This is a genomic window from Streptomyces sp. 1114.5, assembly GCF_003635085.1.
Taxonomy (GTDB): domain Bacteria; phylum Actinomycetota; class Actinomycetes; order Streptomycetales; family Streptomycetaceae; genus Kitasatospora.
In genome coordinates this window covers 940993-955484 of the sequence record NZ_RBXE01000002.1, presented here as the reverse complement: position 1 = coordinate 955484, position 14492 = coordinate 940993, and the positions used below count along the sequence as shown (strand labels likewise).

The window sequence follows — 14492 nt, the reverse complement described above, 5'->3', positions numbered from 1 at the left end:
TTCTCCCCCGCTCTCCCTGCTCTCCCCGCTCTCCCCGATCCCCTTCCAGGAGACCCGAATTGACGACCCAGAGCCTGGTGCCCGGCGCGGTCAAGATCCTCGTCGCCGGCGGCTTCGGCGTCGGGAAGACCACCATGGTCGGCTCGGTCAGCGAGATCGAACCGCTGCAGACCGAGGAGCGGATGACCCGCGCCAGCATCGGGGTGGACAGCCTCGACGGCGTCCAGGACAAGTCCACCACCACGGTCGCCATGGACTTCGGGCGGATCACCGTCCGCGAGGACCTGGTGCTTTACCTCTTCGGCACGCCGGGGCAGTTCCGGTTCTGGTTCATGTGGGACGACCTCGCGCTCGGCGCCCTCGGGGCGATCGTCCTCGCCGACACCCGACGGCTGGAATCCAGCTTCGCCGCCGTGGACTTCTTCGAGCAGCGCGGCATCCCGTTCGCCATCGGCGTCAACTGCTTCCACGGTCGCCGCGAGGCCACCCCGGAGGAGGTCCGGCACGCCCTCGACCTCGGCCCTGAGGTCCCGGTCGTGCTCTGCGACGTCCGCGACCGGGCCTCCAGCAAGGAGTTGCTGCTCGCCCTGCTCGACCGGGTGCACCGGGACGCCCTCAGCGCCGGCCGGCGCTGAGGGAGCGGCGCTGAGGTCCCGATGCTTCGGGCTCGGGCCGTTCGCCCAGGGCTCGATGCTCCGGGCTCAGGCCTGGGCCGGGTCGAGCACCGCGAGCGAGCCGACCAGCGGGGCCAGTTCGGGGACCTCGGTGGCCTGCGCCAGGATCGACTCCAGGGTGGCGTCGTGCACCGGGCGGACGGCCGCCAGCAGAGCACGGCCCTCCTCGGTCAACTCGGTGTAGATGCCGCGCCGGTCGTCCGCGCAGAGGTAGCGGCAGAGCAGGCCCCGGTCCTCCAGACGGCTCACCAGCCGGGTGGTCGCGCTGCTGCTCAGCGCCGCCGCACGGGCCAGCTGCTGCATCCGCATGTGCCAGCCGTCCTGGCGCGAGAGCGCGTCCAGCACCGTGTACTCGACCACCGAGAGCTTGTGATCGGCCTGGAGCGCCTTCTCCAGCGCGGTGTCGATCATCCCGTGCAGCGCGGCGAGCGTGCGCCAGCCGCGGGCCCGGACCTCGGCCGCGTCGTCGCGAATTCCCATGGCGCGCCTTCCCTTCCGCTGCACTGCATGATCGGGATCTCCGCCCCAAGTATGCCAGCCGCGCGGATTACCGGACGCTGCAACTACTTCGGACCCGTGGCTCACCCCTCCCCGGCCCAGGCCGCCGCGCACAACGCCGTGGCCAGCTCCTCGGTGTACCAGGCGGCCGCCAACCAGGCGGTGGCGAAGGCCTCGTGGTCATCCGCGACGATGCGGCCGAACACGTCACGCCGCTGGTCCGCCGCGGCAGCCCGCAAGCCGTCCAGCAGTTCGGCGGCGGTGGCCAGCCCCGCGGCGCGCAGCAGGCCGCGGTCGGCCGCCGCCGTGGCCCCGCCCGGGGCGAGGGCGTGCCGGCCGGTGGTGACCGTCTGCTCCACCCGGCGGCCCAGCACGTGCACGGGCGGGCCGTACGGCGCGGGGAGCTCCGCACTGCCGGGGACCGGGGCCGTGTCCGTGGCGGAGTCGGGGGCTGGCGCCGGGGCGGGGGCTGTGTCAGGGGCTGTGTCGGGGACCGGGAGGTCGGCGGTCTGGAGGCGTTCGAGACCGAGGTTGACCCGGCCCGCCCGGTCGGCCGGGAGGGCAAGCGGCTCGGAGGCGTCCGGGGGTGTGCCGAGGGCGAGCAGTCGCAGCTCCGGACGGTCCACCCGCTCCAGCCGGCCGATCACCCGCAGCTTCAGGCCGGGCGCGGTGGCGAGCAGCGCGAGGTTCGCCCGGAACGGCAGCCCGGGGTGTTCGTGCGCCGCGCGCAGGGCGAGCACCGGGCCGCCGTCCCGGCACCGCGCCAGCAACTGCGGCACCCCGCCCGGGCCGCTCGGCGCCGGACCCAGCAGCGTGACGTCCAGGAACAGCAGGTCGCTGCCCGCCGGCCGGCTCTCGTACGGCACGTCCTGCGCCGCGAGCGCCCGCGCCACCTGGACGGACGCCGGTACGGACCAGAGCCGGGCCGCCGGCTCCGCCGCCCACGCCGTACCCGACGCACGGACCGCCCGGACGGCCGCACCGGCGCCCAGCCGGCCGGCGGCGGACCTGGTCGCGCCCTGGACGGCCAGCCCGGCGCGGCTGAACTCGCGGTGGCTGAGCGCGGTGTCGCCCAGCCGGACCGTCCGGTTGCCCGCGCCGACCGCCTGCGGCGCGGCCGCCGCCGCGTCCTCGTGCGGCAGCACCTCGGCGATGGTGCTGAGCCGCCCGTCGGCATCCACCGCCCAGCTGACCGCGCCCGCGTGGGTGGCCGTCAGCACCGGCTCGGCGAACAACCCGTAGAGCCGCAGGCCGCCCTCCTCCCGGTAGGTCTGGCGCGCGGTGCCGCGCAGCTCCGCGACCGGGCCGGTGGTGGTGGTTGTTTCGGTGCCGGTGACGGCAGCGGTGCCGGTGACGGTGGCGGTGCCGGCGGCGGTGGCGGTTCCGGCGGCGGTGAGTGCGGTGGTGAGGCCGAGCAGTTCGCGCAGACCGGCCACCAGGTCCGCCAAGCGGTGGTCGGGGGCACCGGACCGCCCTGCCCGTACCCGCGCCACCACGGCGACGGCCGCCGCGGCCGGCCGGTGCAGACCCGCGAGCCGCGCCCGGTGGGCGGCACGCAGGAGTTCGGCCTGGACGACGGCGCCCGCGCCGGCCACCCCGGCGGCCAGCACGGTGGCCGCAGCCCGGTGCAGGTGCCGGGCTGCGGCGAGCTCGGCGGCGGTGAGCCCGGCAGCGGCGGGCGTGGCGGGGGCGGGCGTGGCGGGGGCGGGCGCCGACGCTTCCGAGGTTTCGGGAGCTCCCGGGGCTGCGCCGGATTCGGAGGCTGCGGGAGGTTCGGGAGCCTCCGGCGGATCCGCCGCCTCGGCGAGCGGGCAGAGGGTGACGGCCGCGGCCCGGTGCACGCAGGCCGGGGCGAGCAGACACCCGCAACGGACGTCCACCGGGTCGGCGACCGTCCCACCCGGGGCGCGCAGGACGAGCACCGTCTCCTCGTCCACCTCCACCCGCCACTGGTCACCGTCGCGCGACACCGGACGCTCCGCCAGCTTCGCCGCCGCACCGTCCAGCCGCTTCTGCAGCCGGGCGCTCAGCCCGGCCACCACCTCGGCCACCACCTCGGGCCGGACAGCCGGCCAGTCGTTCGTCCGCGCGGTCATGCTCATCGCACCTTCTCCCCCACCCAGCGGGCCAGTTCCAGCGGGCTCAACGCCGCCACGGGCATGCCGGCCGCGACCAGTCGGCTCGCGACCGCCTTCGAATAGCGGGCCGTCCCGGTGTCGTCCAGCGCCGCGCAGCCCAGCACGTGCACACCGGAGTCCACCAGCGCCCGGGTCTGGGCCAGCAACCCGGCCACCGGCCCGCCCTCCTCGAAGTCGCTGACCACCACGACCAGCGTGCGGGAGGGCACCGTCACCAGCTCCCGGGCGTAGCGCAGCCCGGTCGCGATGCTGGTACCGCCGCCGATCCGGACCTCCAGCAGCAGGCTCAGCGGATCCTCCACCCGCTCCGTCAGATCGACGACCTCGGTGGAGAACGCGAGGAAGTGGGTGCTCAGCGAGGGCACCCCGGCCAGGATCGAGGCCGTCAGCGCCGCCCAGATCGTCGAGGCCTCCATCGACCCGGACACGTCCACGACCAGGATCAGCCGCCAGTCGTTGGCCTGCTGCGCCCTGGTCCGGAACACCGGGCGCTCGGGCACGATCAGGGTGCCGCCCTCCGGCGAGGGACGGGCGGTCGCGAGGTTGGCCCGGATCGTCCGGTCCAGATCCAGCCGGCCGCCCGGGCGGCGGGACGGGCGGGGCACGGTGATCCCGGTCAGCGCCGGGCGCAGCCTGGACGACAGGGTGCGGGTCAACTCCTCCACCAGGCGGCGCACCAGCGGGCGCAGCCGGGCCACCCGGGCCTCGGGCAGGCCGCCCGCGTGCTCCAGTACGGTGCGCAACAGGTCAACGGACGGTCGGACGGCGGACGGGTCGATCGCCTCCAGGACGTCGGCACGGCCCTGCGCGACGGCGGCGGCCAGCACCTCCTCCCGGAGCCCCGGCCCGAACAGCGACTCCAGCTCCTCCGCCCATTCGCGCACACCCGGATACGGCGCCTCGCGGCCGCCCCGGCTCCCCAGGCCCGGGCCGGAGCCCTCGCCGTGGCCGCTGCCGTACAACTCGTCCAGGGCGGTGGCGAGTCGGGCGCCTCGGCCGCTCAGGCCGCAGCTGCCGGGGCGACCGAGGAGCAGCCGCCAGCGTTCGGCGGGCACGAGGGCGTGGCCTGCCGCCGGGCCTGCGACCTCGGGAGCCGGGGTCAGCTCGGCGGGTGGGGTCGGCTCGGCGGACGGGGACACCGGGGGCACCGGGGGCAGCAGGCCGCGACGGACCAGCGCCGCGCGGGCGGCGAGGTCCGCCCGGACCCAGCCGGCGATCACGGCCGGGCCGACCTCCTCGGGCAGCGCGGTGAGCCGGGCGCCCAGGCGCTCCTCGACCAGTGCCAGCAACCGGTCGCGGGCGGCCGGGCTGAGCGTGTCGAAGCCGCCGCGCAGCGCGGGCAGCCGGTCCAGGAACGCGCCGTCCGGCAGCGAGGTGACCCGCTCGAGCACCGGTTCCAGCGCCTCCGGCGCGGAGTCGAACAGCCCTTCCGCCGCCGTCAGCAGCCCGACCAGCGCCCGGCCGAGCGCATGCCGCGCCTCCGGACCGGTCGCGCCGTCCACCCACGAGGCCGCCCGACCGCCCAACGCCCCGGCCGGCTCCTGCCCGAGCAGCACCCGCACCGCCCCGACCGCACCCCGCACCAACGGGCTTCCCCGCTCGGCGAGTTCGGCCAGGACGTACGCCAACCGCACCCCGCCCAGCCGATCCGCCCGCCGCACCAACTCCACCAACGCCCGCGCGTCCTGCGGATCGTCCGACCCGCCCAGCCCCTCCAGCTGCCGCACCGCAGCAACCGTCAGAACCTCCCCGGCCGCGACCAACCGACCGGTCGGGGCGGCGGAACTCGCGGGATCCGCCGCCGTGGTCGGCGACGATCCTGCGGCCTCGGCGGCGGCCGGGCAGGCAGGGGCCGGGCCGGCGGACGGCGCGGCGCCGACCGGGCCGACAGCCTGGGAACGTGTGGGGCTGCCGGGAACGCCCTGTGCAGCTGTCGCGGCCGAGGCGGCCGAGCGCCCGCCTCCACCGGGGAGCGGGGCCGCTGCGGAGGGTGCCGCGATTGCCCCGGCGCCGGACCAGGTTGACAGCGGTTCACGGCCGGGGCTCTCGCCCTCCCCCTTCGGGGTGTAGCCGGGGAAGTGGCCTGCGGTGAGGCGGTCCAGGAGGGCGAGGGCTTCGAGGAGTTCGGGGAGGGTGGCCGAGGTGGGGAGGGTGGTGGTGAGTTGGGTGAGGCGGGTGTCGGTGAGGTTCGGGAGGGCGCAGGAGGCGGCGGCGGTGAGGCCGTCGATGGTTTCGCGCGGGGTGGGGTGGTCGGTGAGGCGGGCGCGCAGGGCGCCTTCGGCGGCCTGGGCGGGGGTGACGCCGCGGGTGCCGGCGACGGTGAGCATGGCGGCGGTGGCGGGGGTCCATTCGAGGCGCCAGCGGGTGCCGAGGGTTTCGGTGCCGCCGGCGCCGGTGGTGGCGACGGGGTCGGCGTAGGGGACCTCGCAGGCGGCGAGGCGGTGGAGCAGGATCTCGCGGCGGCTGTCGAGCGGGCTGCGCAGCGGGTCGAGGCGCAGGTCGCGGGGGCCTGGGTCGGTGGGGCCGGGCAGGCCGAGGTCGGCGAGCAGGGTTTCTACGGCGGGGGCGAGTCCGCTGCGCGGGGCGGCGGGAGTGGGGCGGCCGGTGCGGGTGCCGATCAGGACCTGTTCGAGGGCGCGGGCGACGGCCCGGCCGCGGCCGAGCGGTTCGCCCTGGGCGAGGACGGTCTGCACCGCCTCGATCAGTTCGCCGCGGCCGGGGGCGGCGTGACCGCGCAGCCGGGCGAGGTCGCCGGCCAGGCGGACGATCTCACGGGCGTCTGCGGGACCGCTGGGGTGGTCCTGGGTGCGCAGGGCGGCGCAGATCCGGACGGCGGTGGTGGTGAGGGCCTGGGCGAGGCGATCGGGGTCGCCGCCGGCGTCGAGGACGGTGTGCTGCCACTCCGGGTCGCGGATGCCCGCCGGGTAGCCGGAGCGGGCGTCGAGCAGCGGGTAGGTGTAGGGGATCAGGGAGAGGACGTGGCCGGGGTCGCCCGGGTGCGGCGGTTCCTCGGTGGCGAGCGGGCCGTCCAGCAGGGCGGGGGCGTGGAAGGCGCCGACCACGGCGGCGATCCGGCGCCCGCCGGCCGAGGCGGCCCGGATGCGGGCGCGCATCCAGGCCTCCCGGCGCAGGTCGTACGGGTCGACGCCGGGGCCGTCCTCGGCGTCGTGGCGCAATGCCCAGCCGACGAGCAGGGCGGCGCGCCGGACGGCTTCGGGGGTGGAGCCGGGGGCGGCGGTCTCGACCAGCCGGTCCCACAGGTCCTCGTCGGAGTCGCGGCCGGTGAGGCGGTGGCGCAGCGCGTCGGCGACGCCGGGCGTCCCGGACGCCCTGGCCGTCTTGGCCGCCTTGGCGGCCTTGGCGGCCTTGGCCGCGTCGGCCGCGTCGGCCGCGTCGGCCGCCGCCCCGGCCCGGGTGGTGCGGTGGGCGAGCGGGAGGTCGCAGGCGATGGCCTCCACGCCGTTGCGCCGGGCCCAGCGCAGGGCGGCGAGTTCCGGGGAGAAGTCGGCGAAGGGGTAGAAGGCGAGCCCGCCCCTCCCGTCGGGCCCGCCCCTCCCGTCGGCCCCGCCCGCCTCCTCGGGACCGGCCGGGGCGGCGGCCAGGGCGACCGGGGCTTCGGTGGCCTCGTCCGCGAGAAGGCCGAGCCAGGGCTGGAACTCGGCCGGCAGTTCGACCAGCACCGCCTCCGGCCGGGCGGCGTCGAGCAGCGCGGGGACGACCGCGCTCAGGGACGGCGCGTGGTGGCGCACGCCGATCAGGTAGGGCCCGGGGCGGTCGGTGCCGGAGGCGGCCAGTCGTTCGGCCTCGGCCCGTACCGTCCGGTCCGCGTCGTCCGGGAGGGGAGTCACCGCGCTGCTCATCGGCTCAGCCCTCCAGCGCCGAACGGAGGTCCCACAGGGTGCGCCAGGTGGCGGCGCCCTGTTCGGCGCGGCGGCGGACCGGGCCGTCCCAGTAGCCGAGCAGCCGGGCGGCGTCGGCCGGGTCGTCCTTGCGGACCACGCCGAGGAGTTGGCCGGGGAGGCGGCCGAGCAGGTCGCCGCCGTCGGGCAGGTAGGCGGCGGTGACGCCGAGCGCGGTGGCGACGGAGACGGCCTCGGCGGTGCTCATCACGGTGGACGGGCGCTCGACGTCCCAGCCCTCGGTGGAGCGGCCGGTGCGCAGGTCGCGGAAGGCGGTGACCAGGGCCTCCAGGACGGCGTCGTCCACCGCGTAGGCGGCGCCGGCCCGGGCGACGGACACGGTGGACTGGCGCCGGACCAGCTCGACCTCGGCGGCGAGGCTGCCGATCGGGCCGACGGTCTCGAAGTTGAACCGCCGCTTGAGGGCCGCGGACATCTCGCTGACGCCCTTGTCCCTCAGGTTGGCGGTGGCGATCAGGGTGAAGCCGGCGGCGGCGTGCAGCTGTCCGTCCGGGCCGCCCGCCAACTCGGGGACGGCGATGCGCCGTTCGGAGAGCAGGGAGACCAGGGCGTCCTGCACCTCGGGCAGGCAGCGGGTGACCTCCTCGACCCGGGCGACCGCGCCGGTGGTCATCGCGGTGAGCACCGGGGAGGGGACGAGGGCGTCGCGGCTGGGCCCCTTGGCGAGCAGCAGGGCGTAGTTCCACCCGTACTTGAGCTGTTCCTCGGTGGTGCCGGCGGTGCCCTGGACGGTGAGCGCGCTGGTGCCGCAGACGGCGGCGGCGAGCAGTTCGGAGAGCATGGACTTGGCGGTGCCGGGCTCGCCGACGAGCAGCAGGCCGCGCTCCCCGGCGAGGGTGACGACGCAGCGCTCCACCAGCGCCCGCTCGCCGACGAACTTGGGCTCGATGGCCAGGCTCTTGCGCCCGGCCTTGAGCTTCTCGCCGTCGCTGCCCATCACGAAGGTGACGACGGCGCGCGGGGTGAGGCGCCAGCCGGGCGGGCGGGGGCCGCTGTCGTGCGCGGCCAGGAACTCCAGTTCGGCGGCGTACTTCTCCTCGGGCGGGACGGTCTGCCGGTCCACGGGGACGGGGACGGTGCCGGCGGCGGTGGTGCCTGCGGTGGTGGTCTTGGTGGCGGTCATCGGCGGGCCTTCCTGCGCTTGCCGGTCTGGAGCTCTTCGTATCCGGGGGCGTCGCCGTCGACGGTGCGCTGCCAGGCCCGGGCGAACAGCTCGGGGACGGGCAGGGGCGCCAGCACGGGGCGGTGGGTGGACAGTTCGTACAGGGCGGCCTTCCAGGGCTCGGCCGGGAGGGCGGGGGCCTTGGCCTCCTGCCAGCCGCCGGGCAGGAAGAGGCCGCGGCCGGCCCGGGACCGCTTGGCCTCCAGCACCAGGGCGGTGGCGGCGAGTTCGGCGCGGGCCCGCTTCAGCCGGGCGGGCTTCCAGCCCGTCCAGCGGGCGGCGTTGCGGTCGGTGGGGTCGGGCAGGGCGAGCAGCTGGAGGTAGAGGGCGGCGGCGTCCTCGCCCAGTCCGTGGGTGCGGGAGACCTCGGCGACCAGCCCGGGGGCGGACAGCTGCGGGTTCTGCAGCCAGGCCGGTCCTTCGCCGTCGGCCGTCTCCACCGCGGCGGGGGCGGCCAGCCGCTCCGGTTCGCCGCGCAGGACGGATGCGATGGCCCCGCGTTCCACGGTGAACCAGTAGCTGTCGGAGAGCCCGTCGAGCAGTTCGAGCAGCGGGTCGTCCGGGCCGGTGAGGGCGGCCGGGCGCAGCCAGATCCGCTCGTACTGCTCGTGCTCCGGAGTGAGGACGAGTGCCGGGCCGCAGCGGACCAGGCCGTCCGGGTCGGCTCCGCCCTCGGCGGGCAGACCGAAGTGGGTGCGCAGTACGGCGGAGAGCGGGGCGCCCTTGGTGGTGCGCAGGAGGTCGACGTCGAGCAGCAGCTCCGGGTCGGCCAGGCGCTCGCGCAGCGCGCTGGCGGCCCGGGGCAGCAGCGGGCGCAGCGGGCTGTCGGCGGGCAGGTGGTAGGCGAGCCAGCGCAGGGCGTCGAGGGTCTTGTCCAGTGCTCCGGAGCCGGGCACCGCGCTCGGGTCCTCGGGGACGAGCCGGGGCGCGGGCAGGCCCTCGCTGCTGAGCCGGAAGGTGGTGGTGCGGGTCAGCCACGGGGTGTGGGCGGGGTTGAGCACCGCTTCGATGGTGGTGATGGCGACGCCCTGGACGGTGGCCTGGGCCTCCTCGGGGAGGGTGACGAGGCGTCCGAAGCGCCGGATCCAGGCCTCGGCCCCGGCGGCGAGGTCGGGGCCCTCGGTCCACAGCGTTTTCGGGTCGGCGGTCAGCAGGGCGCCCCAGACCTCGGCGATGCCGGCGTGGTCGTGTGCGCGCAGCCACGCCTGGGCGGCCCTGACCTCGGCGGGCTTGAAGCCGTACTCCTCGGGCAGCTCGGCGTTGCCCCAGCGCAGCAGGCCGGAGGGCGGGCTGAGCAGCAGGGTGGCGCGGGTGGTGCCGATGCCGGTGAGTGCGGAGAAGGCGGCGGCCCGGGTCCGGTCCCACGGGACGCTGCCGCGCAGGGCGGCGACGCGCCAGAACTTGGCGACCCAGGCTGCGGAGACCCGCTCCTCGGTACCGCGCTCCTCGACGGTGGTGAAGTGTGCGACGGGGCCGAACTCGCCGCTCGGGTCGTGGTCGACGGCGAGCCAGTGCACCGTGCCGTCGTAGAACTGGCGCCGGTGGCCGAGGATGACGACGGTGCGGGCGCCGTGGCGCAGCACCTCGCCCTGGCGGTGATCGGCCGGACGGGTGCTGCTCGTGGCGGTGCCGCCGGTCGTGACGTTGTCGGCGGGCTCGCTGAGGACGATCTCCCGCAGGGTGGCCCCGCGGTCGGCGAGCGGGCCCCTGGTGAGCTCGCCGAGCAGCAGCACCAGCGAGGAGCGGTGGGCCGGCTGGGTGAGCGGGGAGGCCACGGCGTGGGCGAGGGCGTCGACCCGGCCGAGCAGGTGCAGCCAGCCGTGGTTGGCGTCGCCGCCGCGCAGGGTGACCTTCGCCGGGGTGCTCCAGCCTGCTGCGCTCGCGGTGGGCGGGGCGGCAGGCGGGGAGGCGAGCACGGCGCTGACGGTGCGCAGGTTGTTGAGCACCCGGCAGCAGTCGGAGCTGCCCCAGTGGTTGCCGAAGCCGCCGACTTCGGGCAGGACGGCGCCGACGGCGTCGCGCAGTTCGTCGTCCCTGCCGTGGGCGGGCCGCCACTCGGCGGCCTCTGCCGGGCCGGGGCGTTCGGCCTCCGGCTGCGGGAGGAAGCGGGCGATGCGGTCGAGCAGGTCGGCGGCGGCCCGGGCCATCCCGGCGACGCCGGCGAGCAGCAGTGGGTGTTCGATGCCGGGCAGGGCGGCGCCGACCGCCTCGACGGGCAGGGTGTTGCGGGCCTCGCCGCGCTGCGCGAGCGGGCGGCGCACGCCCTGGACGGTCAGCCAGCGCTGCTCGGCCTCCGGGACGGGCTGGGTGTCGGTGGGCCAGGCGAGGTCGATCAGCCGGGCGGCCTGCTCGGTGGTCACGGCGCGCAAAACCCGGGAGCCGGCCTCGTCGCGGGGCCGCAGGGCGTGCCAGTGCTCGTACGGCGGGACGAGGGTGGTGCCGGCGGCGGAGAGGTCGCCCGGGGTGCAGCCGCGCAGGTCGGCAGTGCGGTCCGAACGGTCGGCGAGGTCGGGCAGGTTGAGGGAGAAGAGCTGCTCGCCGGAGCGGCTGACGATCGGGCTCGCCCCGCCGGGCAGGCCGAGCCGGCCGACCGGGACGGTGTCCGGCCGGGAGCCGGGCATGGGCAGGACGATGCGCTGCCCGTCGGCGGTGAAGGTGGTGAGGGCGCGGCCGGGCTCGGTGCGGACCCAGCTGCCGAGGACGGTGCCGTCGGTGCCGAGCGGGGTGTGTTCCAGGCCGGGCTGCAGTGGCAGCAGCCGGGTGCTGCCTTCGAGGAGGCGGCCGGCGGAGGCGGTGGCGGCGATCAGGGGCGGCTCGGCGGTGCGGCCCAGGGTGCCGGTGAGCGGGTCGAGTTCGCGCAGGGCGGGGCCGTCCGAGCCGTGCCGCAGCGTCCAGTGGCCGGTGCCGTCGCCGAGGACGGGGTGCTCGTGGGGCATCCGGGTGTCGCCGGGGTGCAGCGGGCGCTCGCCGGTGGTGCGGCCACCGCCGGGCAGTGGGATTGACGGGCCCTCCGGGTACCGCTCGCCGTAGTGGTAGCCGGCGATGGTGCTGCCTTCCGGCTCGAAGGTCTCCTCCGGCCGGCCGGACCAGTAGGCCCGCTGCTTGCCGTCCTCCCACCAGACCACCAGCAGTTCGCCGTCGACGAAGCGCAGCCGGAACCGGTTCCACTTCTCCTTCGGCGGGGGCATCCGCAGGGTGTGCTCCAGCAGGATGCCCTCCGGGCCGACCACGAGGGCCCGGTCGAGGCGGGCGAGGATCAGGTTCGGCCAGGCGTCCTCGACGAGCAGGCCGCTGAGGCCTCGGGTGCGCAGGCCGGGGGCGGTGACCGGCGGGGCGTCGGCGGCGGGTGGGTCGGCGAGGGAGGCGAGCGCGGCCTCCAGGGCGGGCCAGCCGAGTTCGTCCAGGATGCCGGCGCCGAGGGCCCGGGCGAGCAGGCCGGTGACGTCGAGTGCGGCGATCTTCTCGGCGGCGGCCGGGGCGACCGTGCGGATCGCGGTGCGGTACTGGTTCAGCGAGCGTGCCAGGTCGGCGGCGCCGGCCAGGCCGCGGGCGGCGGTCAGCTCGTCGGCGCGGTCCTCGGCCCACTCCGCGAACAGCTCGTTCAGCAGCGGCAGGACGACTGCCCTGCCCGTGACGGCCGTCTCCCAGGCGGGCGGGGCGGCGCGGCGCAGCAGCGGCCGGTAGCGGGCGTCGGCGGCGACGGCCGCGAGTGCGGCGGCGTCGGGGCCGGCCTGCTGGACCCAGTCGCGCAGGTCGAAGCCGAGGCCGGTCGGCGGATCGGCCACGGGGACGCCCGCGGCCAGCAGGAGGTTCAGCAGGTCGAGTCGGGTGTGGCTGGCGCGGATGCCGGTGAAGAGGTCCACCGGGACGGCGTCGGCCCGCAGCCGCTCGACCATCCGGGCGGCCAGGGCGAGGGTGGCCGGGCAGCTGGGCCGGGTGCGCCAGCCGCGGCCGAGGTGGTGGCACCAGCGCTGGAGCCAGGCCGCGGCGGGCTCGGCGCCCTCGGGGCGGGGGCCGGTGAGCAGTGCCTCGGCGCCGGTCGCGGCCAGGACCTCCAGCCAGGCGGTGTCGTGCGTGGCGGAGCCGGAGCCGGAGGCGGCCGGGTCGGGCAGCAGCTCCAGCAGGCGGGCCCTGACCGCGGCGTCGGCCTTGCCGAGCTCGATCAGCGGGCCGTGCCAGGACTTCCAGAAGGCGGCGGGTGCCCGGTTGACCGCCGGGGCGTCCAGCAGCTCGGCGAGCAGGGACCGTTCCTGTTCGGCGCGGTCCAGCCCGGCGGCCCGGATCAGCGCGCGGGCGTCCTCGGCGACCCCGGCGTACGGGGCCATGCCGGCCGCGGAGCGCTCGGTGCACAGCTGGCGGAAGCGCTGCCAGGCGGTCAGCGGGTCGAGCCGCTGGGCGAGCTCCTTGACGTACTGGCGCAGGGACTTGACGGTGAGCGCGCCGGCCAGGGCGAACTCCAGGAAGACGGCGCGCAGCCGCTCCTCGTCCACCGTCAGGCCGTGGGTGCGTTCGGCCTCGCGGGCCTTGCCGAACCACGAGGCGGCGTAGGTCTGGTTGCCGTGGCCGAGGAAGATCCGGCCGACCTCCTCGCAGAAGGTGGGCAGGAAGTGCGGGACGGCGCGGCCGAGCCGGGCGGCGAGCGCGTCGAAGCCGTCCTTGGCGGCGCCGGGCTTGGCGGCGGCCTGGCGGGCCAGCCGCTCCATCTCCTTGACCAGGGCGAGCGCGTGGTGGCCGTTGGCCGGGTCGTGGACCAGGGCCCAGGCGGGGAAGCCCAGCGCCTCCTGGCGGACCTGGCCGACCTCGGCGGGCTCGCCGTCGGGCGTCAGACCGAGGAACTCGACGGCGAGGTCCTCGGCGCGGCCGAGCGCGCCGGGAACCAGCCGGACGATCCGGCGGCCGTCGAGCGCGGGGTGGGTGTAGCCGCGGGCGGTGAGCACGTCGGCGGCGCTGTCGGGCCGGCCGGCCTCGGGCAGGGTGCCGGCCGGAAGCACGGCGCCGGCGTCGAGCAGGGCCTCGGGCGAGGCGGAAGCGGTGCACGGGCCGGTGGTGCACGGCCCGGCGGGCCCGGCGGCCGTGGCGGTGGTGGCGGTGGCGGTGGCGGTCATGCGGTGTCCTCCCCTTCGAGCGTGCGGCCGGCGTACAGGGCGGCGGCCATCCGCATGCCCTCGGACCAGGCGACCGGTCCGACCTCGGTGAGCGGCAGGGCCCGGCCGTCGGGGCCCGCCCAGCTGAGCGCGCCGGTCTCGCACTCGTCGTACTCGTAGTAGTCGCCGACCCAGACCCGGGCCTCGACGGTGCGCCCGCCCTCGGTGATCGACTGGACGGCGGAGCCGCCGCGGACCCGGCAGCCGAGCCGGGCGCAGCGCCCGACCAGCTCGCGCAGCTCGCGGTAGCGGCCGCCGGCGTACGTGGTGACCTCGGTGCCGCCCGGCAGCTCCTCCGGCCGGTGCCAGACCTCGCGGTAGAGCTGCTGGACGCGCTGGGAGACGCCGAGCTCGACGGCGAACTCGCGCAGCTCGTCGAGGTCCTGGAGCAGGACGGGATGGGGTATCAGGACCTCGCCGTCGGTGAGGCGGACGGTGTCGCCGTCGAGGTCGACCAGGCCGAGGCCGCGCTCGGCGTCCGCGCCGCGCAGGAAGCCGGCGACCGAGCCGTCCGCACCGGTGACCACCAGATCGCGCAGCACGGCCTGCCAGGCCTCGTCCGGCCAGACGGCGGTGAGCACCGCGGCGGGCACCGGCAGCGAGCGCACCATCCAGCGCTCGACGTCGTCCCGGCAGCTCCGTTCGTGCGCGGCCAGCCACTCGGCGAGCTGCTTGAGCTGGGTGACCACCGGGTCGTCACCGAGCTTCGACGGCAGGGACTTGAGCGCGCGGCCCGCCGCGTTCCGGCAGACCACCTTGCCCTCCCCGTCGAGCGCGACGCGGTACCCTCCCGCGCCCGTCTCCACCCATGCCACGGCCGTACTCCTCCCACCTGGGAACACCTGTCGGATCGCCGTGCTGACCAGCGATGCGAGGAACGTAGCGAGGCCCACTGACAACGCGACGGGCGGGGTGGAGGTGGATGGCGGCGCGGAGATTTGAAACCGCTCGAACGG

General features: G+C 76.7%; 7 protein-coding genes. 1 reads left to right on the top strand and 6 read right to left on the bottom strand.

The features are described 5' to 3' along the window. Nucleotides 1-59: 59 nt before the first annotated feature. Nucleotides 60-635 (top strand): ATP/GTP-binding protein, encoded by a 576-nt coding sequence (locus BX285_RS27455; protein WP_259470811.1) that lies wholly within the window; start codon nucleotides 60-62, stop codon nucleotides 633-635. A 66-nt stretch (nucleotides 636-701) separates the two neighbouring features. Here the strand turns inward: BX285_RS27455 and BX285_RS27450 are convergent, their stop codons facing one another. The 6 genes from BX285_RS27450 to BX285_RS27425 all read right to left on the bottom strand — a co-directional run bounded on the left by BX285_RS27450 (nucleotide 702) and on the right by BX285_RS27425 (nucleotide 14351). Beyond that, nucleotides 702-1154, bottom strand: a complete 453-nt coding sequence (locus BX285_RS27450; protein WP_121178553.1) for a MarR family winged helix-turn-helix transcriptional regulator — start codon at nucleotides 1152-1154, stop codon at nucleotides 702-704. Nucleotides 1155-1255: 101 nt separating this feature from the next. Further along, nucleotides 1256-3268 carry a hypothetical protein gene (locus BX285_RS27445; protein ID WP_121178552.1) on the bottom strand — a complete coding sequence of 671 codons (2013 nt, stop codon included), beginning with the start codon at nucleotides 3266-3268 and terminating at the stop codon, nucleotides 1256-1258. A gap of 2 nt (nucleotides 3269-3270) precedes the next feature. Beyond that, nucleotides 3271-7170 carry a DUF5682 family protein gene (locus BX285_RS27440; RefSeq protein ID WP_121178551.1) on the bottom strand — a complete coding sequence of 1300 codons (3900 nt, stop codon included), beginning with the start codon at nucleotides 7168-7170 and terminating at the stop codon, nucleotides 3271-3273. A gap of 4 nt (nucleotides 7171-7174) precedes the next feature. Continuing rightward, nucleotides 7175-8353, bottom strand: coding sequence for an AAA family ATPase (locus BX285_RS27435; RefSeq protein ID WP_097235446.1), 1179 nt, complete (start codon nucleotides 8351-8353; stop codon nucleotides 7175-7177). Next, entirely contained in the window at nucleotides 8350-13497 is a 5148-nt protein-coding gene (locus tag BX285_RS27430; protein ID WP_121178550.1) for a hypothetical protein, read from the bottom strand. The genes BX285_RS27435 and BX285_RS27430 overlap by 4 nt, the downstream gene beginning before the upstream one ends. Continuing rightward, the gene (locus tag BX285_RS27425) at nucleotides 13494-14351 is read right to left on the bottom strand and encodes a DUF4132 domain-containing protein (RefSeq protein ID WP_373560460.1); all 858 of its coding nucleotides are present in this window, start codon (nucleotides 14349-14351) and stop codon (nucleotides 13494-13496) included. Before BX285_RS27425 ends, BX285_RS27430 begins: the two co-directional genes overlap by 4 nt. Nucleotides 14352-14492: the final 141 nt, after the last annotated feature.

Excerpts from the sequence above, each read along its gene's own strand:
- BX285_RS27450 (WP_121178553.1), bottom strand. The coding sequence starts at position 1,154 with ATGGGAATTCGCGACGACGCGGCCGAGGTCCGGGCCCGCGGCTGGCGC.
- BX285_RS27445 (WP_121178552.1), bottom strand. The coding sequence starts at position 3,268 with ATGACCGCGCGGACGAACGACTGGCCGGCTGTCCGGCCCGAGGTGGTG.
- BX285_RS27440 (WP_121178551.1), bottom strand. The coding sequence starts at position 7,170 with ATGAGCAGCGCGGTGACTCCCCTCCCGGACGACGCGGACCGGACGGTA.
- BX285_RS27435 (WP_097235446.1), bottom strand. The coding sequence starts at position 8,353 with ATGACCGCCACCAAGACCACCACCGCAGGCACCACCGCCGCCGGCACC.
- BX285_RS27430 (WP_121178550.1), bottom strand. The coding sequence starts at position 13,497 with ATGACCGCCACCGCCACCGCCACCACCGCCACGGCCGCCGGGCCCGCC.